Below are 21,234 nucleotides of genomic sequence, written 5' to 3'. Positions count from 1 at the left end.
TTATAGAGTAGTGTTGATTGCTCAATACTGCTGGCGTATCGCCGTCCGAAGACGCACGATTCGCTTTGATCTGCGCAATGCTGATCAGTAAGTTGTCGTCACGAACACCGAGAAGGAAAACAACTTTACTCTGATTGCCAAAGGCAACCTTCGCAAAAGCCGTTCTCGCACCGAAGTGCTCGTGACGTCTTTCGTTGACGTTTTGCTGTTCAGTTTTCAAGGTTCAATGTGTTCGTTCTGTAAAAGCAACTTCTCTAAGTTAACATTGTCTTCCGAGAGAGTCAAGCTTTTTTATTATTGTAAAAAACTTAATTTCTCTTAGCGACGTGTATTATCATAATACAGATCCACTTAATATGTCAACGGTTAAAGCAAAATAATTTCAAAAATATTGCTCGTCTTAATAATTAGGCTGTTAAATCATTATTCTTTAGTGAATTCTGGCAAAAGAAAAGCTGTTACCAAAGTCCAAATATCCGACTTTCAGTAACAGCTACCAATTCAATTCAGTTCTTGGCACTTATTTTTGTCTCTACATAATCTTTGTAATCCCCTTAACTGCTCCAGTCTTCCTAACTTAATCGCTAAGGGAAAAGCACAACAACGCGCATTTCATTTTTCGCTCATTCGAAAGAGCATTCACTTCTCTAAAGCACCCTTTATTTTTTTACGTAATAATACCTGTGGAAAATCCCTTCGCTCTTGGTCGTTACCCCGTTAATAAAAATCAATTCTTTATCTACTAAATATTCGATGAACACTTCAAGATCAGAAGAATAGTTTTTCAATTCTTCTTGCTCGTGTAACTCCTGTATCGTCCAGCTACTTTGTTTCTCCATAACTTCTCTTATATGAAGAGCTCCGTCTTGTGTCCGCGAATGAATATAAAATTCACTCGCTAAAAATAACAATTCTAGCCGTTTATCAATAGGCTCATCACTCGAAATCAATTCTTCGTAGAGCTTGTAGATGGCGGGTTCCATTTGTTTAACTTGCGACCAAACAGTCACTTCTGGAGGCAAACCATTTTCTAGCACTGCCAATCGCGCTAAATGATGTAGCGATTCGACCATATGATTATAGGCATCCATGTAGTTCTTTTCTTCAAAAAACACTTTTCCTTCCATATAACGACGAATTAGTTTTGCAAATTCCATACCCATCTTGATTTTCCGTCCGTAGAAAGGATAGTCTTTTAGCTCGATCTTTAACTTTTCCATGAATTCGTTCCGGTCGTAGATTACGCGACCATAAAACAACCAGTCAACAATTTTTCGATTTGTCCCTAGCAGCAGCCATTTATGTAATTGCTTTTCGGTAACGATGTGCATTGCTGCTTTTTTAGCTAGATACGTATAATGTTTTGTAAATACGGGTGTCTCGTTTTCCTTGGTGATAATTAACAAGATCGAATCGAACGTATCTGTAATCTGACTTAGCTTTTCTCTTTTTTCAACTAAGATCACGCCAAGTGTACTTTCTTGGCTGGCACGTTCTTGATAAATAGGTCGTAGTATTTGTTCCATTTGTTTTCACTCCTTGCTGTCTCTATCGCATTCTGCTATAAAGCTGAACAGAGTCGTTAGTTATAAACTACAGCTTGTTTTCATTTCCCCATCGTCTGCTAGACTTTGCCATTCTCTTTTTCTCAAACCTTACTGTCACTTTCGTTGATTCCTACCCTTCTTTATTTCGACATATTTATTACGGATTCCTTCATTTGAAAACCGATATCACTTTTTAAGAACATTTATGATATAGTATGATGGATGCAAGGAGGAAATAAATCATGAAACCTTATAAAAATAAAATCAATCGCATTCGGACGTTTGCGTTAGCGCTAATCTTCATTGGTATCGTCATTATGTATGTCGGCATCTATTTTAGAAATCACCCTATTGTCATGGTGATTTTCATGTTGCTTGGTGTTGTAGCGATTATTGGCAGTACAGGTGTCTATGCTTGGATTGGGTTGCTGTCTATGAAAACCGTACCCGTGGAATGTCCTAATTGTGGAAAACATACAAAAATGCTGGGTCGCGTAGATATTTGCATGCATTGTAACGAGCCATTGACAATGGATCGCTCACTTGAAGGAAAAGAGTTTGATCAAGACTACAATAAAAAAAGTTCACAACATTAAAAACAACCAGCGAATGAACATTTCGCTGGTTGTTTTTCACTGCATACAAAAGAGCTTACCGCTAATTGCAATAAGCTCTTTTTACTTTTAGAAATTTATTGGGCTTTTGCCGTTTCGCTTAAGCAATTCTGGCATGTTCCATAAATTTCGAGACGGTGATAATCCACTTGGAATCCAGTCACGTGAGAAGCTAGATGTTCAACCTCATCAAGTCCGGGATAATGGAAATCAACAATCTTTCCGCAATCATTGCAGATAATATGATAATGATCATGTGTCACAAAGTCGAAACGGCTTGAAGAATCTCCATAAGTCAGCTCTTTTACCAATCCCGCTTTTCTGAACACCCGTAAATTATTATAAACAGTTGCAACACTCATATTAGGAAACGTTTTTTCAAGCGCGCGATAAATGTCATCCGCTGTTGGGTGTGTTGTCGAGTGAATCATGTACTCCAAAATCGCATGGCGTTGGGGCGTGATTCTTACACCTGTTGACTTCAAAGCATCAAGCGCGTCTTTTAATTGTACTTCAGACATCGCCGTGCACCTCACTTCATAGATATTCTTACATTATAATCGTTATAAACAGTGTACCTAATGAAAGTGCTAGATGTCAAGAAATCACTATATGCCCACCGGTCGCTCCGCATCTCTTACTTTATTTTTCATGTAGTCCTTTTTCTTTACGACCAAGGCGCTGGTTAACTAGGCGTGCTGCAACAAACAAAAAGTCGGATAAGCGATTTAAATACGCCAAAACTAGTGGAGAAACGTCCGTTCCGGTGGATAAAACCGTCCGTTCCGCTCTTCTGACGACAGTCCTAGCCACATGAAGTGTCGCACCGGACGGATGTCCTCCTGGCAAAATAAAGTTAGTAAGTGAAGAAACTTTTGCGTCGTAGTGATCCACCCATTGTTCTAGCTTTGAAATATCTTGTTCTGTTAGCTTCCATTTTACTTGTTTGCCTTTTGGCGTAGCGAGTTCAGCCCCTACATGGAATAAGGTCGTTTGGATTTCATGGAAAACTTCACATAGTGCTTCTTTTTCTTCAAAAAACTCCATAGTCATATGCCCTACCGATAAACCGATCAAGGAGTTTGCTTCATCACAAGTTCCATATGCTTCAACTATCGCATCATTTTTCGCCACTCGCACTCCATAAACTAACGAAGTAGTCCCGTTATCCCCCGTCTTCGTATAAATTTTCATGCTCAATACCCCTTTTCCATGTCAACCAGATTAGTTGGAACGGTTCTATTGACGAGCCATTTTTTGAGATTCGGTATAAATATATCTAAGGTACGCTCTACATACTTGCTAGATTTACTTGAGATGTGAGGTGACACGACGACATTATCCATTGTCCAGTAAAGATGATCCTCCGGAAGCGGTTCCTGCTCAAAGACATCTAAAACCGCAGAAGCAATCTCTTCTTTTTGCAGTGCATTCAAAAGAACTGCATCAGCGACTAAATCGCCTCTTCCGAAATTCATAAAGATGGCTGTTTTTTTCATAGCTTTGAAATGCTCTTCCTTTAATAGATATTTTGTTTCAGTTGTACTCGGCAAAATTGATATCACATAATCTGCCTGCGATAGTTTTTCAAGAATTGCTTCGAATGAGATCATTTCATCCATATGAGGTGCCTGCGTTCCTGAACGGTTGCAACCAATCGTTTTGACACCAAACGCCTGTAGCAATCGACCGATTTCTGAACCAATCGCGCCCGGTCCAAGGATCAACGCTGTCGAATCTTTCAATTCAACAGAACCTACTCTTCTATTCCAATCTTGGTTGCGCTGATTTTGATAAATTGACGGCAACGAGCGCTCGAGAGATAAAAGATGAGCCAGAACAGATTCAGCCATAGGGATTTTGTGAATGCCTTTAACGTTAGACACCGTAATGTCACGATTCTTAATGGCTTGATGAGGCAGTTTTTCGATACCGGCACTAGCTACCATAATCCACTGCACGTTTTTAGCAGCGGCAATATCTTCTGCCGTTAAATCTTCTCCATAAGTGACGATAACGTCTGCAGACGCTAAACGCGTTTTATCTTTATAGAGAAAATAGAACTCAATTTTGGGGAATTCAGTTTTCAACCTCTGTTGTTGATCTTCTTTTGGAACGAATGTAAACAGAATCTCCATAACTCTCTCTCCTTATTGATCGCTAATTGTTTTCAAGGTTTCTAAAACGTCTTGGATATGATTGGGTACTTTAACTTTGCGCCACACGTTAACGATTGTTCCTGTCGGATCGATTAAATAAGTCGCGCGTTCAATGCCCATAAACTTTTTCCCGTACATATTTTTTTCTACCCAAACCCCATACTTTTCTGAAACTTGATGATCTTCGTCGACCAACAATGAAAATGGCAAACCATGTTTTTCGATGAATTTATTGTGGAGATCTTCTGAATCTGCACTGACCCCGAGAATCACAGCGTTGAGTGCTGAAAAATCAGCTTGCGAATCGCGGAAGTCACAAGCTTGCGTTGTACAACCGGGCGTCATATCTTTCGGATAAAAATAAAGAACCACATATTTACTACCAGAAAAATCCTTTAGAGAAACAGTCTCTCCCGCTTCGTTTTTTAACGAAAAGTCTGGTGCTTGCACACCGGTTACTGCTGACATCTTCATCACTCCTTTTCTTTTCCTTATCGTACCGAACCCAAGCGCTAGTTTCAATTTCTTTGGCGTTTATGCACAAGATTGTCTACAATAAAGAATAGACTAACCAATAGGAGGCAATTCACCCAATGAATCATTCAACTTCAGAAAAGCTTCACGCAGAGGCATTACAGCACATTGTGGGTGGCGTCAACAGCCCATCAAGATCTTTTAAAGCAGTAGGTGGCGGATCTCCCGTCGCGATGGAACGTGGTAAAGGCGCTTATTTTTGGGACGTCGATGGCAATAAGTACATAGATTATTTAGCGGCATATGGTCCTATCATCACAGGACATGCACATCCGCACATTACGCAAGCAATTACGCGTGCAGCGGAATCCGGACTGCTTTACGGGACTCCAACGCGCCACGAAATTACATTTGCTAAAATGTTAAAAGAAGCGATGCCGAACATGGACAGAGTACGTTTCGTTAATAGCGGAACTGAAGCTGTCATGACAACAATTCGCGTTTCACGCGCATACACCGGACGAACAAAGATCATGAAATTTGCTGGGTGCTATCATGGACACTCCGACTTAGTCTTAGTTGCTGCAGGATCTGGTCCGGCAACACTAGGCACTCCTGATTCAGCAGGTGTTCCAAAATCCATCGCAGAAGAAGTTATCACAATTCCTTTCAATGATATTGAAGCATTTTCAGAAGCCATGGACCGCTGGGGCGAAGAAATAGCTTGTCTTTTAGTCGAACCGATTGTCGGTAATTTCGGAATCGTCGAACCAAAAGAAGGCTACCTGAAAGAAGTTCATCGCATCGCTCACGAAAAAGGTGCGTTAATTGTCTATGACGAAGTCATTACAGCTTTCCGCTTCCACTACGGCGGTGCACAAGACATGCTCGGCTTAGTCCCAGACCTGACAGCACTCGGTAAAATCATTGGTGGCGGACTGCCAATTGGTGCTTATGGTGGAAAAAAAGAAATTATGGAAACGGTCGCTCCTTTAGGTCCCGCCTATCAAGCTGGAACAATGGCTGGAAATCCTGCTTCGATTCAAGCTGGGATTGCTTGTTTAGAGGTACTTGGCGAAGACGGAGTGTATGAAAAAATGGATCAACTGGGTGCACAGCTTGAACAAGGTATTTTGTCAGCTGCTGAAGAATTTGGTGTAACCATTACCGTTAATCGCTTGAAAGGTGCATTAACTATTTACTTTACGGATGTAACAGTGGAAAACTACGAACAAGCTGAAAAATCGGATGGTGAAATTTTTGGTCGCTTTTTTAAATTGATGCTCGCTCAAGGTATTAATCTAGCTCCATCAAAATATGAAGCTTGGTTTTTAACTACTGAACATACAGAAGAAGATGTAGAATTTTCTATCCAAGCAGTACGTGAGGCGTTTAAACAGTTATAATTAATGAAAATCATTTTTTAAGGAAGGAGTCCTTAAGTACATGAAATTAGGCGCACGTATTTTTAAAACTGGCGTGGCCATTTCTATGGCCCTGTATCTGGCCAATTTACTTGGATTGCCTTCCCCTGTTTTCGCAGGAGTGGCAGCGATTTTCGCTATCCAGCCATCTATTTACCGTTCTTACTTAACATTACTCGATCAAATTTATGGAAATTTGATTGGTGCCGCAATAGCGATCGTTTTTGTCCTAACACTTGGCAGTAATTATTTAACCATTGGTATAGCAGCAATATTAGCCATTGTGGTCATGCTGAAGTTGAAGTTAGAAAATACCGTTCCTTTAACATTAGTAACAATTATCATCATCATGGATTCTCATTCTACGAACTTCTTAACTTTTGCGTCGTTAAGAATTTCCACTGTTATGCTTGGAATTATATCTGCCTTTATCGTAAATATGATATTTCTGCCACCTAAATACGAAACCCGTTTGTTTACGTCCATTCATTCCGTTAGTGAAGAAGTGATTCGTTGGATTCGCGTTTCGATCCGTCATGCCTCTGATCATGCCTCTGTTAAAGAAGACATCGATAAATTAACAGAGAAATTAATAAAAGTTGATCAATGGTATTCATTTTATAAAGAAGAACGTAGCTACACCAAGAAGCAGCAATATGCAAAAGCACGAAAATTGGTCCTGTACCGTCAAATGATTGCCACATCGAAAAAGAGCTTAGAAGTTTTAAAACGCTTGAACCGTTTTGAAAATGAACTAATGGAACTTCCTGAGCACTTTCATATGATGGTTCAAGAGCGATTAGAAAGTTTGGCGAGTTATCATGAGCAACTTTACATGAAATATGTTGGTAAATTACGTCCCGAACATAGCGAAGGTTCTGGGACTGATGCCGTCATGAGACGCAATGAAGTCATGACAATTTTTGTGAAAGAAATCAATTTAGCACATGAAGAAAATGAAGGTGAATTTTCGGTTTATCATTTAATGCATGTGCTATCAGCTATTTTAGATTACGAAGAACAACTAGAGCATCTAGACTTACTTATCATCGCTTACTTGAACTATCATTCAGAAGAAGTAGACACAGGTCTTGAAAATGCCATATAAAAAAAGTGTGAGGCAAATTTGCCTCACACTTTTTTTATGATTTCATTCGTGGATCTAGCGCATCACGCAAACCGTCACCCATCAAGTTAAAGCCAAGTACAGTTAGCATAATCGCAACACCCGGGAAAATCATTGTCCAAGGGGCATTCGTTAAATACGAACGTGAGTCTGCCAGCATTTTGCCCCATTCTGGAGAAGGAGCTTGTGCACCTAATCCTAAGAAACCTAGTGCTGCTGCTTCGATAATCGCAGTTGCAATTGCTAATGTTCCTTGAACAATAACAGGTGCCATGGAATTTGGTAAAATATGCGAAATAAGAATACGGTTATCTTTCATACCAATCGCTTTCGCAGACATAATGTATTCATCTTCTTTAATACTTAATACTTTCGAGCGAATCAAACGGCCAAAGTTTGGCACGTTAATAATGGCGATGGCGATAAGTGCATTACGTAAAGACGGTCCAAGAACCGAAACAACTGCAATGGCCAATAGAATACTCGGAAACGCTAACATAATATCAAAGATACGTGAAATAATTGTATCTACCCAACGTCCGTAATATCCTGCTAAAATCCCTAAAATACTGCCTACAATGACGGAGCCAATAACTGCTAAAAAGCCAACCCATAACGAAATTCGGGCACCATAGACAACTCGCGACAAAATATCTCTTCCAAAATCGTCCGTCCCCATCCAATGCGCGGAAGAAGGGGGCAGAAGCCGTTGAGACAGATTTTGCTCATTGATGCCTTGCGATGTTAGAAGCGGACCAAAAATTGCTAGCAGGATAAAGAAGATAACAATTCCCATTCCAATAACCGCAACTTTACTTTTACGGAAACCGCGCCAAGCCTCTTTCCAAGGGCCAGCAACTTTTTGCATTTTTACTTGATCTTGTTTGTCTACTGTTTCAGCCATAATACGTCTCCCCCTTCCTAGTCATATTTAATGCGTGGATCAACCAAACCGTAAAGCAGATCGACAAACAGATTAATCATAACGAAAATAAATGCAACGATTAATATACCTGACTGGATAACCGGATAATCACGGAAGCCAATCGCTTCATAAATATAACGTCCGATTCCAGGCCAGCCGAAAATGGTTTCTGTCAAAATAGCACCACCAAGTAGCAATCCCATTTGAAGTCCAATAATTGTCAATACAGGAATAATCGCATTTTTAAGCGCGTGTTTGTAAACTACCCAAAACATCGACAAACCTTTCGACCGAGCTGTTCTGACGTAATCCGAACGCATTACTTCTAGCATGCTCGACCGAGTCATTCTAGCAATAATTGCCATTGGTATCGTCGCTAATGCGGTCCCCGGCAATACAAGATGTTTTAACACAGTCGATAATTGATTAAAATCTCCCGCAAGCAATGTGTCAATGACGTAAAAACCAGTCATAACATCCACAGGATCTCGAACATTTTCACGCCCTGTTGTTGGAAGAATTCCAAGTTCAATTGAGAAGATCCATTGGTTCATTAAACCCAACCAGAAGATTGGCATCGATACTCCGATTAACGCAATAATCATTGCTAAATAATCGAACCATGAATTTTGGAACCAGGCTGAAATAATGCCGGCATTGATTCCGATAATAACGGCAATGATAATAGCAAATAAAGAAAGTTCGATTGTTGCAGCCAAATATGGCCATACTTCATCTACAACAGGCGTTCGTGTACGAAGCGATTCTCCCAAATCACCAGTAACTAATCCTTTTAAATAATCAAAGTACTGAATATACCAAGGATTATCCAACCCCAAATTTGTTCGTAATGCCTTTATTGCTTCTTCGGATGCTTGCTGACCAAGAATAACTTGTGCAGGGTCACCAGGAATGGCACGGATGATCATAAAAACGATAAATGTCATACCGAGTAACACTGGGATCAACTGTAGAAGCCGTCTTCCGATATAGTGAAGCATCTTCTTCACCTCTCCATCTCTAACAATATGCAATATGTATAGCAGTAAAAAAAACGAGAGGAAATCATTCCGACTTCCTCCCTTGAATTGCCTACTCTAAATCTACTCCAGCCAACTTGTCAGAACCTGTTGGATGCGCTTTAAAATCAATTACGTTTTTCCCACCAGCTAATAGCGGTGTGGAGTGTGCAAGTGGAACCCAAGGAGCATCATCATGGATGATTTCTTGAGCTTGCATGTATAATTCATTTCTCTTATCTTCCTCAACTTCTGATTGTGCTTGAATTAAGATATCGTGCAATTCCTGATTTTCATAGTACGTGTAATTGTTAGTACCAACATTGTCTTGATCAAGTAATGCATACAAGAAGTTATCTGCATCGCCGTTATCGCCAGTCCAGCCAAGTAAGAATGCATCAGCTTCTCCGTTTGCAGCTTTCTCTAGATAAGTAGCCCATTCAAATGACACGATTTTAGCAGTTACGCCAACGTCAGCCAAGTTCTTTTGAATCGCCTCAGCTACTTTTTGACCATCCGGCATATATGGACGTGGAACTGGCATTGCATAAAGTTCCATTTCAAAACCATCTGGAAGACCCGCTTCGGCTAATAATTCTTTTGCTTTTTCAGGGCTGTATTCGTAATCTTCAATACTGTCGTTATATCCACTAATAACTGGTGGAATCGGGTTTTTCGCAACTTCTGCGCGCCCTTCGAAAAATGCGTCTACAATTGCTTGCTTGTCAATGGCATGATTTACCGCTTGGCGTACTTTTGGATCATCAAATGGTTCACGTGTTACAGTCATTCCAAGGTAACCAACGTTCATAGATGGGCGTTCATACAATTGAAGATCTGCATTTCCTTCAATTGTTTTACCATCAGATGGTGTAATGCCGTCTGCCAAATCAATTTCACCTGACAGTAAAGCGTTTAAACGAGCTGAGTTATCTGGAATCGCGCGGAATACCACTTGATCTAGTTTCGGCTCGCCATCTACCCAATAATCATCAAATTTTTCGATTGTAATTGTATCATTGCGTTTCCATTCAACAAATTTGAATGGACCAGTTCCGACCGGATTGTCACCGAAAGAATCCCCTGCTTCTTCAAATGCAGTTGGCGACGCAATCGCGAACGGGCTCATTGCTAGGTTTTTAAGGAATGGTGCTTGTGGACGATTTAATGTGAAAACAACTTCATAATCGCCAGTTGCTTCAACAGATTTGATAACATGTCCTTCCTCATCACCATAACCACCGAACATAGAACCGTAGTATGGGAATTTCTCGCCGTCACCAGCTGCCCAACGTTCAAAGTTTTTCACAACAGCTTCTGCATTAAAATCAGTGCCATCATGGAATTTAACGCCTTCTTCTAATGTGAACGTATATGACAATCCATCTTCAGAAGGTTCCCATTTAGATGCTAACGCTCCTTCGATTTCTGTGTCCTGTTCACCAAAATTCACTAATGTATCAAAAATGTTTTTTGTAACTTTAAAAGATTCTCCATCTGTTACAGTAATTGGATCAAGTGACACCGAGTCGCCTCCGCGTCCAAAGATCAATTGCTTCTCTTCAGCAGAGCCACCTTCGCCCCCGTCTTCTTTTGAACCTTCATCAGAACTACAGCCATAAAGAGCTGTTGAAACTAACAAAAGCAATAAAAATGTCCACGATAAGAACTTTTTCTTCCCCAAATTAACCCCTCCATTTTTTCTATTTATTATCATTGCGGCCTGGATTCTTCGTAAAGATGACAGGCAACAGAATGACCTTTTTCAACTTCCGCAAAAATCGGTACGACTTGTGAGCAAATGTCCATTTTGAACGGACAGCGCGTATGGAATCTACAGCCACTTGGTGGATTTGCTGGACTTGGAACATCTCCAGTAATAACGACTTCTTCCCGGACAAATGCGGGATCTGGTACCGGAACTGCAGCCAATAGAGCTTGCGTATACGGATGCAATGGTTTTTCGTATAAATCTTCAGTATTGGCAAGTTCCGCCATTTGCCCGAGATACATAACACCTACGCGGTCACTAATATGGCGAACTACTCCTAAATCATGAGCAATAAAAATATAAGTCAGCTTCAGCTCTTTTTGTAGATCTTGCATCAAGTTTAATACTTGCGCTTGAATTGATACGTCAAGTGCCGAAACGGGTTCATCTGCAATAATCAGTTTTGGATTTGTCATTAAGGCGCGTGCAATCCCGATGCGTTGCCTTTGACCACCACTAAATTGATGCGGATAACGTTTAGCGTGGTAACTACTCAATCCGACAATTTCCAAAAATTCGTGCACTTTTCTTTTCCGTTCTTTTGGATCGCCTATATTATGAACATTAAGCGGTTCCATTAAAATCTTCTCAATGGTATGACGTGGGTTTAATGAAGCGTAGGGATCTTGAAAGACCATTTGAATATCGCGACGAGCTTTGCGCATGTCGTGATTTGATAAACTGGTCAATTCCTGTCCATCAAATGTCACAGTGCCTTCTGTTGGTTCCAAAAGACGCATTAACATGCGACCTGTTGTGGACTTTCCGCAACCTGATTCACCAACAATTCCCAGTGTCTCCCCTTCTTGAACTGTAAACGACACATCATCTACAGCTTTTACATGATTGCTAACTTTCCCTAAAATTCCCGATTTAATCGGGAAATACTTTTTTAATCCTTCAACTTTTAACAACGGTTCTGTCATGAGACTGTACCTCCTTCGGATCGAATAGGAAACAGCGTGTTTGATGATCTTCCGCTGTTTGGTACAGCTCTGGATTTTCTACGGTGCAGCGATCAAAAGCAAATTCACAACGTGCTGCGAATTTGCAGCCTGTTTTTATCGCTCCCGGTTTGGGAACGTTCCCAGGAATCGAATACAATCGCTCTTTTTTAAAACGCATATCTGGAACTGATTCAAGTAAGCCTTTCGTGTAGGGATGTTGTGGGTCGTTAAAAATCGTGTGGACCGGACCTTCTTCGACTACTTTTCCGGCATACATAACGACTACACGCTCACAAGTTTCAGCTACTACACCTAAATCATGAGTAATTAATAGCACTGCTGTATTTAACCGTTCGTTAAGATTTTTGATCAATTTCAGAATTTGAGACTGAATCGTTACGTCAAGCGCTGTTGTCGGTTCGTCTGCAATCAATACTTTCGGATCACATAACAAAGCCATTGCAATCATGACTCGTTGGCGCATTCCGCCTGATAATTGATGTGGATATTCTTTCATCAACCCTTCAGGTCGAGGCAAGCCTACCAAATTCATCATTTCAATTGCTCTTTCTTGCACCTGTTTTTTTGACCAATCTTTTTTATGAATTTTAATCGCTTCACGAAGCTGATTGCCAATTGTAAACAACGGGTTTAACGACGTCATCGGTTCCTGAAAAATCATTGCGATATCATTTCCTCGGATTCCTCGCATTTCTTTCTCGGATAATTTCGTTAAATCTTTATCCTGAAATAAAATTTCGCCGTTCGTAATTTTCCCAGGAGGACTTGGAACTAATCCCATTATGGAAAGTGACGTCACACTTTTACCACATCCGGATTCCCCAACAATTCCAAGCACTTCCCCTTCTCGTATATGAAAATCTACATTATCTACTGCTGGTATCTCTCCATCGTCTGTGAAAAAGGTTGTTTGTAATCCTTTAACGTCTAAGATGGTTTTGCGTTCATTCATGATGCTCCCCCTTTTACACAAAAATGATTCAGAACATTCTCCTTCTTTTAATTATACGTAATATTATTATTAATGCAATATCTTATTTGTATTTGCTGGAAGTCGAAGACATCACAAAAGAGCCTCCAAAATAATGGAGGCTCTTCGTGTCAATCAATTAAAATGTTGAACTTGGAATAAGTTGTAATATACTCCTTGCTGTTTCATCAGTTCTGCATGCGTACCATTTTCAGCAAGTTTACCATGATCGATGACCAAAATTTGGTCTGCATGAGTAATTGTTGAAAGGCGATGTGCAACAATTAAGGTTGTGCGGTCATGTGCCAAACGTTCTAGTGAATCTTGAATCAATGCTTCACTTTCAAGGTCTAGTGCTGAAGTGGCTTCATCTAAAATAAGAATCGGTGGATTTTTCAAGAAGACACGTGCAATCGCGACACGTTGTTTTTGTCCACCCGATAATTTCACTCCGCGTTCTCCAACTTTAGTGTCGTAGCCTTCAGGCAGCTGCGAAATATATTCATCTGCATTGGCAGCTTTGGCTGCTGCAATTACTTCTTCGTCTGTTGCCTCTGGTTTGCCCATCAGGATATTTGCTTTTACCGAATCGCTAAAGAGAATAGAATCCTGTAGCACTAATCCAATCTGATCACGTAACGTATGAGTCGTGACGTCGCGCAAATCGTGACCATCCATGAAGATCCCACCACTCGTAACATCGTAGAATCTCGGAATCAAGGAGACAATCGTAGATTTTCCACCACCGCTCATTCCAACAAATGCGACAGTCTCTCCAGGTTTCACTGTAAAGTTCAAATTAGATAATACGTTATTTCCACCATCGTTGTAATGGAAAGAAACGTCTCGGAATTCCAATTTGCCGTCAACCACTGTTAAATTATGTGCTTGTTCTTTATCAGTCACGTCGTAGTCCTCATCGATCAATTCGAAAACACGATCCATAGAAGCTAGTGACTGCACCAAAGTCGTTGAAGAATTGACTAAGCGGCGAAGTGGACTATAAAGTCGTTCAATATAAGCTATAAACGCTACCATTGTCCCGAGTGTTAAATTGCCTTCAATTACTTGATAACCGGCGTAGCCGATAACCAATAGCGGAGCAACATCCGTAATCGTATTGACTACAGCGAATGCTTTAGCATTCCATTTCGTATGATCAATAGCTTTTTCTAGAAATTGATTATTGGTATCGTTGAAAATTTTCTGCTCGTGCTTTTCGAGTGCAAAACTTTTAATGATACTCATTCCTTGAACACGTTCATGTAAATAGCTTTGAACATTTGCTAAAGCCTGAGAACGTGCACGCGTCAAGTCGCGCAAACGACCAAAGAAATATTTGACGCTAAATGCATAGAATGGAAATGCCAGCAATGCCACAATAGTTAACGAAACGTCCATAGAAAGCATGATCACAATGGCGATGAGAATCGTTGCCAGATCCAGCCACACGTTCATTAAGCCAATCATGACAAAGTTTTTGGTTTGCTCAACGTCGTTAATGATACGTGAGATAATTTCACCCGCTCGTGTGTTCGCGTAATAGCGCAGGCTTAGCCGTTGCAAATGGCCATATAAATAGCCACGGATATCATAAAGAATCTTATTGCTGACATACTGCGCGTAATATTGACGGTAATATTCAATCGGTGGACGCAATAAGAAAAAGACAATCGCGGTTCCCCCAAGCCATAAATATAGCTGGTTCAACTTTTCGGCATTAGATAATGCATCCGCTCCAATAATGTCGTCAATGACGATTTTGATTAGCAGTGGAATAAAAAGCGGGATGGCAAATTTGAATATTCCAATGACAATGGTTAACGCAATCTGCCAATAATACGGTTTAACAAACTGCATATAGCGTTTCATACTACTCAAATTTTCCACTCCATTCTGTTCAAAACGAAAAACCTGTTGGCAAGCAACAGGTTTTCATTTTAATCACGAATCCGGTTTTGTCTATGAAATTCATAGCGGTTCGTCCATACTTCGATAAAGTCTTGGGCAAATGGCCCTCTGCGTTGTTTGATCCAGCCGATCAGTTTCTCAACATTTCGATGTAGAATTTGATCGATCACATCAGGATAACCCATTTGTCGCTTATGGTCTTCATATTCGTCTTCATCCAACAGCGTGTAAGACATGTCTGGAAACACTTTGACGTCTAAGTCATAATCGATGTATTTCAACGAGCCATTATTATAAACGAATGGAGAACTGACATTGCAATAATAATAAACACCGTCGTCTCGGAGCATACAGATGATGTTAAACCAATGTTCTGCATGAAAATAGCAGATTGATGGTTCGCGCGTCAACCAAGTTCGGCCATCAGATTCTGTCACTAACGTCCGTTCATTTGCACCAATTACAATATTATTCGTACCTTTCAGTACAGTTGTTTCCTGCCAGACACGGTGGATTCGGCCGTTGTGCTTGTAACTGTGGATTTGGATTGTTTCACCCTCCGCAGGAATCGCCATGTACTATCCCACCTTCTTGTCTAAGCCATTATTTATCTGCTATTTCAGTATTATATCAACCAATTCTGAAAACATACAGCAATAAGGCATAAGGACCAAAGGATTACATAACGACTGAGCGACCTCCATCGACAATAATCGTTTGACCACGGATCATATCCGAGTCGGGAGAAATCAAGAACAAAGCAGCTTTGACCATATCATCAACCTCAACCATACGGCCTGCTGGTGTATTAATCCGTGCATCATTCAATAAATCATCACGATTTGGAAAATGTTTTAACGCGTCTGTATCGAGTGCTCCACCGGATACTGTATTGACTGCAATTCCAAGGGGCGCCATTTCTACAGCTAAATAACGTGTCAGTGATTCTACAGCTGCTTTTGAAACACCTATCGTCGTATAATTTTCCAAATAGCGAATTGAACCTAATGAACTAATACCAACAATTTTACCGCCTTTGTCCATTAACTTTGCAGCTTCTTGAGCACCAAATAACATGGCTCTTGCATTAATGTTCATCGTCCAGTCCCAATGAGATTCTTCTAGTTCCATAATCGGTCGTAAAACACCAGAAGCCGCATTGGATACGAAAACATCCAGTCTCCCAAATTCTTCTTTAATGGTCTGGAACATGCCACGCAGTTTCTCAACATCTCCTACATTCGCGCGAACCAGCAAAGCTTTTTGTCCTCGTGCTTCAATTTCTTTTACAGTTTCAAGCGCAGCAGTTTTGCTACGCGCATAGTTGACGACGATATCGTATCCTTGTTCAGCCAGTGCGATTGCCAGTGCTTTGCCTAGCCCTTTACTGCTACCTGTTACTAATGCTACTTTTTGTTCTGTCATGACTATACCTCTCCTCTTTGCTGTAAAGCTGTTTTCATTTTTTGAACCGGTCCTGCAACCGGCAATAACTCTAACTCTTCTGCTGTCACCCATCTCATGCGATCTAGTGCGACTATGTTTTTACTATCGGCAATAAAACCGTCCACGTTCCATGTTAAATGAGAAAAGACATGTTTGAAAGAAGTAATTTTTTCAGCTTTGTCCACGACGCCTTTTAACCTTTCGGACAATTGCTCTTCGATTTCTAGCGGTAGCGCATCTATGGCTGTTTCTAACAGCGGGAACTGCCACATATTCGCTAATAATCCACTTTCTGGTCGCTGTTCCATAAGGAATTTATCTTCATTGCGTATGGCTACCATTGCGTATTGCAATGATTTGGTTTTCTTAGCTTTCGTCTTAATCGGCAATTCATTTTGCTTTCCTTCGTGGAAAGCAGCACAATGCTCTCGCACAGGACATAACAAACATTTCGGCGAAGTGGGCGTACAGATCAAAGCACCCAACTCCATTAATCCCTGATTAAATGAAGAAGGATCTTCATGGCTGATAATTTCTGTGACGGCTTCTTCAAAAATTTTGCGCGTCTTTGGCTTCGCGATATCTTCTTCAATCAGTAAAATTCGCGACAACACACGCATAACGTTGCCATCTACTGCATGCTCTGGAATACCATAAGCAATGCTTAATACCGCTCCTGCTGTATACGGACCCACACCTTTTAAAGAAGAAATTTCTTTTCGACTATTTGGAACGATACCACCATAGTTTTCAGCTACTTCTTTGACTCCAGCTTGTAAATTGCGTGCACGCGAGTAGTAGCCTAGCCCTTCCCATTGTTTCAGTAAAATTTGTTCATCTGCTTGTGCCAAGTCATTCAAAGTGGGAAATTTTTCGATAAAGCGTTTATAATAAGGAATAACCGTATCTACACGGGTTTGCTGTAACATAATTTCTGAAATCCAGATTTGATAAGGATCTGCTGTACGTCTCCAAGGCAAATCTCTCTTTTCCGCTGCAAACCAACTAATCAAGTCATTTTGAAATTGCTTTTTTTCTATTTTAATAGTTATTTCCTCCGTTCAGCTTGATTATCCGAATCCTTTTCCGGGTATATATGACAATGAGGAATCTGTTTATTTTAACAAAAAACTTTAGTTTTTCATAAACATAACTTCTCTAGAGAGGAGATGAGACAATGGATACAGGTACTCATATTGTCATGGGTATCGCCCTTGGTGGTCTCGCAATGGCCGATCCCGTCGTCGCCAGTCACCCCATTACCATGACCGCTGTTATTTCTGGTGTTATTATTGGCTCGTTAGCGCCAGATGTTGATACTGTTTTAAAACTGCGAGATAACGCTGTTTATATTCGCCACCATAGAGGTGCAACTCATTCGATTCCGGCAGTATTGTTATGGCCGTTGCTTATAGCAGGTGCGATTTCTCTGATTTTTCCAGAAGCTAATCTACTGCATTTATGGCTTTGGTCTTTCTTGGCTGTCTTTATCCATGTGTTCGTCGATATTTTCAACTCGTATGGTACACAAGCCTTAAGGCCAATCTCTAACCGCTGGATTGCGCTTGGTGTCATTAACACCTTTGATCCGATTATTTTTGGTGCACACGTATTGGCTTTAACGATATGGGCATTTGGCGCTGATCCTGTTTGGACCATTAGCATCCTGTATATTACCTTATTCTTCTACTACCTTGCACGTTTTGCGCTACAAGCCGCAATTAAAAAAGCCGTTCTCAACACCATCCCAGGTGCTTCTGCCGTTTTTGTGGCACCGACGATGCGTTTTTTTCACTGGCGTATTGCTGCCGACACTGAACGTCACCATTATGTCGGCCGTGCATATGGGCGAACAATCAACATCTACGATAAATTTATGAAAAAAGAAATGCCTGAAAATAACTTGATTCAAGCAGCAATGAAAGACAAAAACATAGCTGCATTCATTTCGTTTTCTCCATTATACCGTTGGGAAATCAACGAGTACGGCGACATTTTCGAAGTGCGGTTGATTGACCTGCGCTATCGCAGCAATGATTATTATCCATTTGTTGCTGTAGCTCATTTGGACAAAGAATGTAAAATTATCAATTCGTATACGGGCTGGATTTTTAGCGAAGACAAGTTAAGAAAAAAACTAGATTTTAGCCATAACTAGAAAACGCACACCCCAGGGTGCGCGTTTTCTTTTTTATGCTTATAACAAAAAACTTTCAGAAATGTACCGATTTGCGCTTTTCTTTGTCCAGACTCCAGCGCCCAGCACCTCGGGTCATAAGTCATCCCGGCTGTGCGGCCAAATGCGCCGCTCTGCCAGTCTGTCTTATGCCTGTCGGTGCTACACGGGGGCTTGCGCTTTTCTTTGTCCAGACTCCAGCGCCCAGATCCTCGGGTCATAAGTCACTCCGGCTGTGTGGCAAAGAACGCCGCTCCGCCAGCGCGTCTTATGCCCGTCGAATCTACACGAGCGCTTGCGCTTTTCTTTTAGTCGTTTAAAAGATGTGCATATTTCGGATTCGTTCCGGCAAATTCATGAATTTTGTCGCCATAGCTGTCGATCCACTGTCGCATGACTTTTTCAACTACTGCGGTCCCTTGGTAATCGTATCCTGCTTTGGCGTAAGACGATTCAAAGTCAGATGCTAGTAGTTCAACCCATGTCCGTGCTTTCTCTTCTGTAAGATTCGGATTTTTTTCCTGTAACTCAATTGTTAGTTGATCGATAATTTCTTTCATCTTTTATTTCCCTTCTTTCAATGGGCGCAGCATCGAAATAGGCAGCGCCTCTGTAAATTTTTCTCCACCCATTCGGTAACCCCAAGCAAAACGACCTTTTAAATAATCGATTTGAAAATAGACATTTGGGTCTCCTTCAATGCGGTATATCTCGCCTTGTTTAAAATCAGCGGGATCCAGCATATAAGCTGCTGCCATCATGGCTTTTCGCTCGAGCACTGCGAATTCATTGATGATGCCTAGTTGCTCAGCTTTTCTAGCTTTTTCTTTTAAGTTAGCAATTTCTCCGCGAAGTTCATGCTCTGTCATATCACTGTATGGTTTTTTCTCAGTCATCTTCAAGCTCCTTCTTATCTAGATAGTCGTTGATTACTTCACTCGGAAACCCCTTTTGGTAGAGTCCTTGTTTAACTTTCGATTTTAAATCATAGCCGGACAGTTTTGAACTGTGCTTGCGCCATAACTTATCGCCTTGTTCTGCGACAATTTCCAACCACTGATCATCATTTTTCTCAAGGTCAAGTTCTTCAATTGCTAGTTTAATCAACGAATAGTTATAGCCTTTTCTCATCAGGGTGTCATTAATTTTTTGATGGATTTGGCTTGGTGTTTTCATCTTTTCTTTAAGTGCAATTTTCTCTGCAAGGCCTTTGGCAATTTCCAATTGCTCTTCTTCGGAATAGGAATCTAAGACGTCTTTTTGCATCTGTTTATCAATTCCTCTCTTTTGCATATCTTGCTGGATTGCGCGCGGACCTTTTTTCCCTGATTTGATTTGGGTTCTCATCAGCGCTTCTGAAAATTGTTGATCATCTAAAAAACTATGGACATATAGTTTCTTAATCGCTTCATCTATTACGGCATCTCCGTATTCTTTTTCTTTTAACTTTTGGCGTACTTCTCCTTCGCTTCGCATACGAAAGCCAAGGTAATAAAGAGCTTTATTATAGGCTTTTCGGACTTCGTCTTCGAAGTTAACTTCTTCGATGGTCCATTGGTCCAGCTCTTTGCCTTTTGTCAGCTGATACCTAATAAGCACCGCCTCATCCACGCTAAAAGCATATTTATCTTCGAAAAAGATATTATACCTTTCAGGGTTTTTCTTTCCCTGTGTGATTTTTGAAATAATCGGCATTTACTGGCACCTCTCTTCTCCTTATATTATACACCTTCAGGACAAAAAATGGCATAGCTTAGAGCCATTAAGGGTATGCTAACAAGAAACAGGAGGAGATGGAAATGAAAGTAGCAATTACAGGTGGCACAGGATTCGTTGGCAAAGAATTGACTCGCTTACTACTTGATCGAGGCGATGAAGTAGTTATTTTGACGAGAAATCCAAAAACGACAGCCAATAAAATTACATACGTCAAATGGCTGGAGAAAGATGCTGTTCCAGAAAAACAATTAGAAGGCGTTGATGCTTTTGTTAATTTGGCTGGTACTTCTATTAACGATGGTCGATGGAGTGAAGAACAGAAAAAAATGATTTACTCAAGTCGGATGGATGCCACGAATGAATTATTGCGCATTATTCACAAGCTAGAGAAAAAGCCGAAAGTTTTAGTAAACGCCAGTGCTGTCGGTATTTACCCACCTTCTCAAACGGTTACTTATACTGAGGCTTCTGCCGAACTTGGTTCAGACTTCTTGGCACAAACGGTTCGTGATTGGGAAATTTTAGCTCATCGCGCTGAAGAAGATGGATTACGTGTATCGTGTGGGCGTTTCGGCATTGTTCTTGGGAAAAATGGAGGGGCTTTACCTTTAATGGCTTTGCCTTATAAAATGTTCGCTGGCGGCACTGTTGGGTCTGGTAAACAATGGCTGTCATGGGTTCATATTAAAGACGTCGCTCGGGCATTAGCTTTTGCACTCGATACTGATCAATTAAGCGGCGCCTTTAATGTCACCGCTCCAAGTCCCAAACAAATGAAGGATTTTGGCAAGGAAATTGCCCATACACTTGGACGGCCGCATTGGATTCCTGTCCCATCATTTGCTATGAAAGCTATCCTAGGGGAGAAGAGTCAGCTAGTTCTTGAAGGCCAACGAGTCCTGCCTACGGTTCTTCAGCAACATGGTTTCCAATTCAAGTTTTCTAATTTACGATCAGCACTGGCTGATATCTATAAATAAGACTA

23 protein-coding genes are annotated in these 21,234 nt (G+C 40.9%); 5 read left to right on the top strand and 18 right to left on the bottom strand.

The window, feature by feature from the left end:
- On the bottom strand, positions 1-220 hold a 220-nt coding region (locus QMF37_RS10695; RefSeq protein ID WP_283478321.1), incomplete at its 3' end, for a hypothetical protein.
- A gap of 439 nt (positions 221-659) precedes the next feature.
- Positions 660-1,526 (bottom strand): nucleotidyltransferase-like protein, encoded by an 867-nt coding sequence (locus QMF37_RS10690; protein WP_071153292.1) that lies wholly within the window; start codon positions 1,524-1,526, stop codon positions 660-662.
- A 263-nt stretch (positions 1,527-1,789) separates the two neighbouring features.
- On the opposite strand from QMF37_RS10690, the gene QMF37_RS10685 reads away from it, so the two are divergent.
- The gene (locus QMF37_RS10685; RefSeq protein ID WP_058385990.1) at positions 1,790-2,143 is read left to right on the top strand and encodes a YgzB family protein; all 354 of its coding nucleotides are present in this window, start codon (positions 1,790-1,792) and stop codon (positions 2,141-2,143) included.
- A 95-nt stretch (positions 2,144-2,238) separates the two neighbouring features.
- Here QMF37_RS10685 and perR read toward each other — a convergent pair whose 3' ends face one another.
- The 4 genes from perR to bcp form a co-directional block, all read right to left on the bottom strand.
- The gene (gene perR / locus QMF37_RS10680) at positions 2,239-2,682 is read right to left on the bottom strand and encodes a peroxide-responsive transcriptional repressor PerR (RefSeq protein WP_058385991.1); all 444 of its coding nucleotides are present in this window, start codon (positions 2,680-2,682) and stop codon (positions 2,239-2,241) included.
- A 121-nt stretch (positions 2,683-2,803) separates the two neighbouring features.
- Positions 2,804-3,355: a cob(I)yrinic acid a,c-diamide adenosyltransferase gene (locus tag QMF37_RS10675; RefSeq protein WP_071153291.1), complete on the bottom strand. Its 552-nt coding sequence runs from the start codon at positions 3,353-3,355 to the stop codon at positions 2,804-2,806.
- 2 nt (positions 3,356-3,357) lie between these two features.
- The gene (locus QMF37_RS10670; RefSeq protein ID WP_071153290.1) at positions 3,358-4,299 is read right to left on the bottom strand and encodes a D-2-hydroxyacid dehydrogenase; all 942 of its coding nucleotides are present in this window, start codon (positions 4,297-4,299) and stop codon (positions 3,358-3,360) included.
- Between the two features lie 12 nt (positions 4,300-4,311).
- Complete coding sequence (gene bcp / locus QMF37_RS10665; RefSeq protein ID WP_078080216.1) at positions 4,312-4,788, bottom strand: thioredoxin-dependent thiol peroxidase; 477 nt, start codon at positions 4,786-4,788, stop codon at positions 4,312-4,314.
- Positions 4,789-4,913: 125 nt separating this feature from the next.
- On the opposite strand from bcp, the gene QMF37_RS10660 reads away from it, so the two are divergent.
- Complete coding sequence (locus QMF37_RS10660) at positions 4,914-6,200, top strand: glutamate-1-semialdehyde 2,1-aminomutase (protein WP_058385995.1); 1,287 nt, start codon at positions 4,914-4,916, stop codon at positions 6,198-6,200.
- Positions 6,201-6,240: 40 nt separating this feature from the next.
- A complete protein-coding gene (locus QMF37_RS10655) occupies positions 6,241-7,326 on the top strand; it encodes an FUSC family protein (RefSeq protein WP_058385996.1) in 1,086 nt (361 codons plus the stop codon).
- Between the two features lie 34 nt (positions 7,327-7,360).
- On the opposite strand, the gene nikC is transcribed toward QMF37_RS10655, so the two are convergent.
- From nikC to mutY, 9 genes are all read right to left on the bottom strand, one after another.
- Positions 7,361-8,248 (bottom strand): nickel transporter permease, encoded by an 888-nt coding sequence (gene nikC, locus QMF37_RS10650; protein ID WP_058385997.1) that lies wholly within the window; start codon positions 8,246-8,248, stop codon positions 7,361-7,363.
- Positions 8,249-8,265: 17 nt separating this feature from the next.
- The gene (locus QMF37_RS10645; RefSeq protein ID WP_058385998.1) at positions 8,266-9,270 is read right to left on the bottom strand and encodes an ABC transporter permease; all 1,005 of its coding nucleotides are present in this window, start codon (positions 9,268-9,270) and stop codon (positions 8,266-8,268) included.
- 91 nt (positions 9,271-9,361) lie between these two features.
- Positions 9,362-10,972: an ABC transporter substrate-binding protein gene (locus tag QMF37_RS10640; protein ID WP_283478320.1), complete on the bottom strand. Its 1,611-nt coding sequence runs from the start codon at positions 10,970-10,972 to the stop codon at positions 9,362-9,364.
- A gap of 29 nt (positions 10,973-11,001) precedes the next feature.
- The gene (locus QMF37_RS10635; protein ID WP_058386000.1) at positions 11,002-11,985 is read right to left on the bottom strand and encodes an ABC transporter ATP-binding protein; all 984 of its coding nucleotides are present in this window, start codon (positions 11,983-11,985) and stop codon (positions 11,002-11,004) included.
- Positions 11,960-12,979, bottom strand: a complete 1,020-nt coding sequence (locus QMF37_RS10630; RefSeq protein WP_058386001.1) for an ABC transporter ATP-binding protein — start codon at positions 12,977-12,979, stop codon at positions 11,960-11,962. The genes QMF37_RS10635 and QMF37_RS10630 overlap by 26 nt, the downstream gene beginning before the upstream one ends.
- Before the next feature lie 153 nt (positions 12,980-13,132).
- The gene (locus tag QMF37_RS10625) at positions 13,133-14,878 is read right to left on the bottom strand and encodes an ABC transporter ATP-binding protein (RefSeq protein ID WP_283478319.1); all 1,746 of its coding nucleotides are present in this window, start codon (positions 14,876-14,878) and stop codon (positions 13,133-13,135) included.
- Positions 14,879-14,937: 59 nt separating this feature from the next.
- Positions 14,938-15,483, bottom strand: coding sequence for a nucleoside tri-diphosphate phosphatase (ntdP, locus tag QMF37_RS10620; protein ID WP_058386003.1), 546 nt, complete (start codon positions 15,481-15,483; stop codon positions 14,938-14,940).
- A 103-nt stretch (positions 15,484-15,586) separates the two neighbouring features.
- On the bottom strand, positions 15,587-16,333 hold the full coding sequence (gene fabL, locus QMF37_RS10615; RefSeq protein ID WP_058386004.1) for an enoyl-[acyl-carrier-protein] reductase FabL: 747 nt from the start codon (positions 16,331-16,333) through the stop codon (positions 15,587-15,589).
- A 2-nt stretch (positions 16,334-16,335) separates the two neighbouring features.
- Positions 16,336-17,334 (bottom strand): A/G-specific adenine glycosylase, encoded by a 999-nt coding sequence (gene mutY, locus QMF37_RS10610; protein ID WP_071153284.1) that lies wholly within the window; start codon positions 17,332-17,334, stop codon positions 16,336-16,338.
- A 197-nt stretch (positions 17,335-17,531) separates the two neighbouring features.
- On the opposite strand from mutY, the gene QMF37_RS10605 reads away from it, so the two are divergent.
- The gene (locus QMF37_RS10605) at positions 17,532-18,512 is read left to right on the top strand and encodes a metal-dependent hydrolase (RefSeq protein ID WP_071153283.1); all 981 of its coding nucleotides are present in this window, start codon (positions 17,532-17,534) and stop codon (positions 18,510-18,512) included.
- Between the two features lie 326 nt (positions 18,513-18,838).
- On the opposite strand, the gene QMF37_RS10600 is transcribed toward QMF37_RS10605, so the two are convergent.
- From QMF37_RS10600 to recX, 3 genes are read right to left on the bottom strand one after another with little or no spacing between them, the layout of a single operon-like run.
- Positions 18,839-19,090 (bottom strand): YfhJ family protein, encoded by a 252-nt coding sequence (locus tag QMF37_RS10600; RefSeq protein ID WP_058386008.1) that lies wholly within the window; start codon positions 19,088-19,090, stop codon positions 18,839-18,841.
- A 3-nt stretch (positions 19,091-19,093) separates the two neighbouring features.
- Positions 19,094-19,426, bottom strand: coding sequence for a YfhH family protein (locus QMF37_RS10595; protein ID WP_071153281.1), 333 nt, complete (start codon positions 19,424-19,426; stop codon positions 19,094-19,096).
- On the bottom strand, positions 19,419-20,225 hold the full coding sequence (gene recX / locus QMF37_RS10590) for a recombination regulator RecX (protein ID WP_071153280.1): 807 nt from the start codon (positions 20,223-20,225) through the stop codon (positions 19,419-19,421). The genes QMF37_RS10595 and recX overlap by 8 nt, the downstream gene beginning before the upstream one ends.
- Before the next feature lie 104 nt (positions 20,226-20,329).
- On the opposite strand from recX, the gene QMF37_RS10585 reads away from it, so the two are divergent.
- A complete protein-coding gene (locus QMF37_RS10585) occupies positions 20,330-21,229 on the top strand; it encodes a TIGR01777 family oxidoreductase (protein ID WP_071153279.1) in 900 nt (299 codons plus the stop codon).
- Positions 21,230-21,234 lie beyond the last annotated feature (5 nt).

It is taken from the genome of Planococcus sp. S3-L1 (assembly GCF_030063085.1).
GTDB classification, from domain to species: Bacteria; Bacillota; Bacilli; order Bacillales_A; family Planococcaceae; genus Planococcus; species Planococcus kocurii.
Note: the sequence above shows the minus strand (reverse complement) of the source record. Positions and strands in the feature narration are given on the sequence as shown.

Bases quoted from the DNA above. Each gene is read 5' to 3' on its own strand.
- QMF37_RS10690 (WP_071153292.1), bottom strand. From the start codon at position 1,526: ATGGAACAAATACTACGACCTATTTATCAAGAACGTGCCAGCCAAGAA.
- QMF37_RS10685 (WP_058385990.1), top strand. From the start codon at position 1,790: ATGAAACCTTATAAAAATAAAATCAATCGCATTCGGACGTTTGCGTTA.
- perR (WP_058385991.1), bottom strand. From the start codon at position 2,682: ATGTCTGAAGTACAATTAAAAGACGCGCTTGATGCTTTGAAGTCAACA.
- QMF37_RS10675 (WP_071153291.1), bottom strand. From the start codon at position 3,355: ATGAAAATTTATACGAAGACGGGGGATAACGGGACTACTTCGTTAGTT.
- QMF37_RS10670 (WP_071153290.1), bottom strand. From the start codon at position 4,299: ATGGAGATTCTGTTTACATTCGTTCCAAAAGAAGATCAACAACAGAGG.
- bcp (WP_078080216.1), bottom strand. From the start codon at position 4,788: ATGTCAGCAGTAACCGGTGTGCAAGCACCAGACTTTTCGTTAAAAAAC.
- QMF37_RS10660 (WP_058385995.1), top strand. From the start codon at position 4,914: ATGAATCATTCAACTTCAGAAAAGCTTCACGCAGAGGCATTACAGCAC.
- QMF37_RS10655 (WP_058385996.1), top strand. From the start codon at position 6,241: ATGAAATTAGGCGCACGTATTTTTAAAACTGGCGTGGCCATTTCTATG.
- nikC (WP_058385997.1), bottom strand. From the start codon at position 8,248: ATGGCTGAAACAGTAGACAAACAAGATCAAGTAAAAATGCAAAAAGTT.
- QMF37_RS10645 (WP_058385998.1), bottom strand. From the start codon at position 9,270: ATGCTTCACTATATCGGAAGACGGCTTCTACAGTTGATCCCAGTGTTA.
- QMF37_RS10635 (WP_058386000.1), bottom strand. From the start codon at position 11,985: ATGACAGAACCGTTGTTAAAAGTTGAAGGATTAAAAAAGTATTTCCCG.
- QMF37_RS10630 (WP_058386001.1), bottom strand. From the start codon at position 12,979: ATGAATGAACGCAAAACCATCTTAGACGTTAAAGGATTACAAACAACC.
- ntdP (WP_058386003.1), bottom strand. From the start codon at position 15,483: ATGGCGATTCCTGCGGAGGGTGAAACAATCCAAATCCACAGTTACAAG.
- fabL (WP_058386004.1), bottom strand. From the start codon at position 16,333: ATGACAGAACAAAAAGTAGCATTAGTAACAGGTAGCAGTAAAGGGCTA.
- QMF37_RS10605 (WP_071153283.1), top strand. From the start codon at position 17,532: ATGGATACAGGTACTCATATTGTCATGGGTATCGCCCTTGGTGGTCTC.
- QMF37_RS10600 (WP_058386008.1), bottom strand. From the start codon at position 19,090: ATGAAAGAAATTATCGATCAACTAACAATTGAGTTACAGGAAAAAAAT.
- QMF37_RS10595 (WP_071153281.1), bottom strand. From the start codon at position 19,426: ATGACTGAGAAAAAACCATACAGTGATATGACAGAGCATGAACTTCGC.
- recX (WP_071153280.1), bottom strand. From the start codon at position 20,225: ATGCCGATTATTTCAAAAATCACACAGGGAAAGAAAAACCCTGAAAGG.
- QMF37_RS10585 (WP_071153279.1), top strand. From the start codon at position 20,330: ATGAAAGTAGCAATTACAGGTGGCACAGGATTCGTTGGCAAAGAATTG.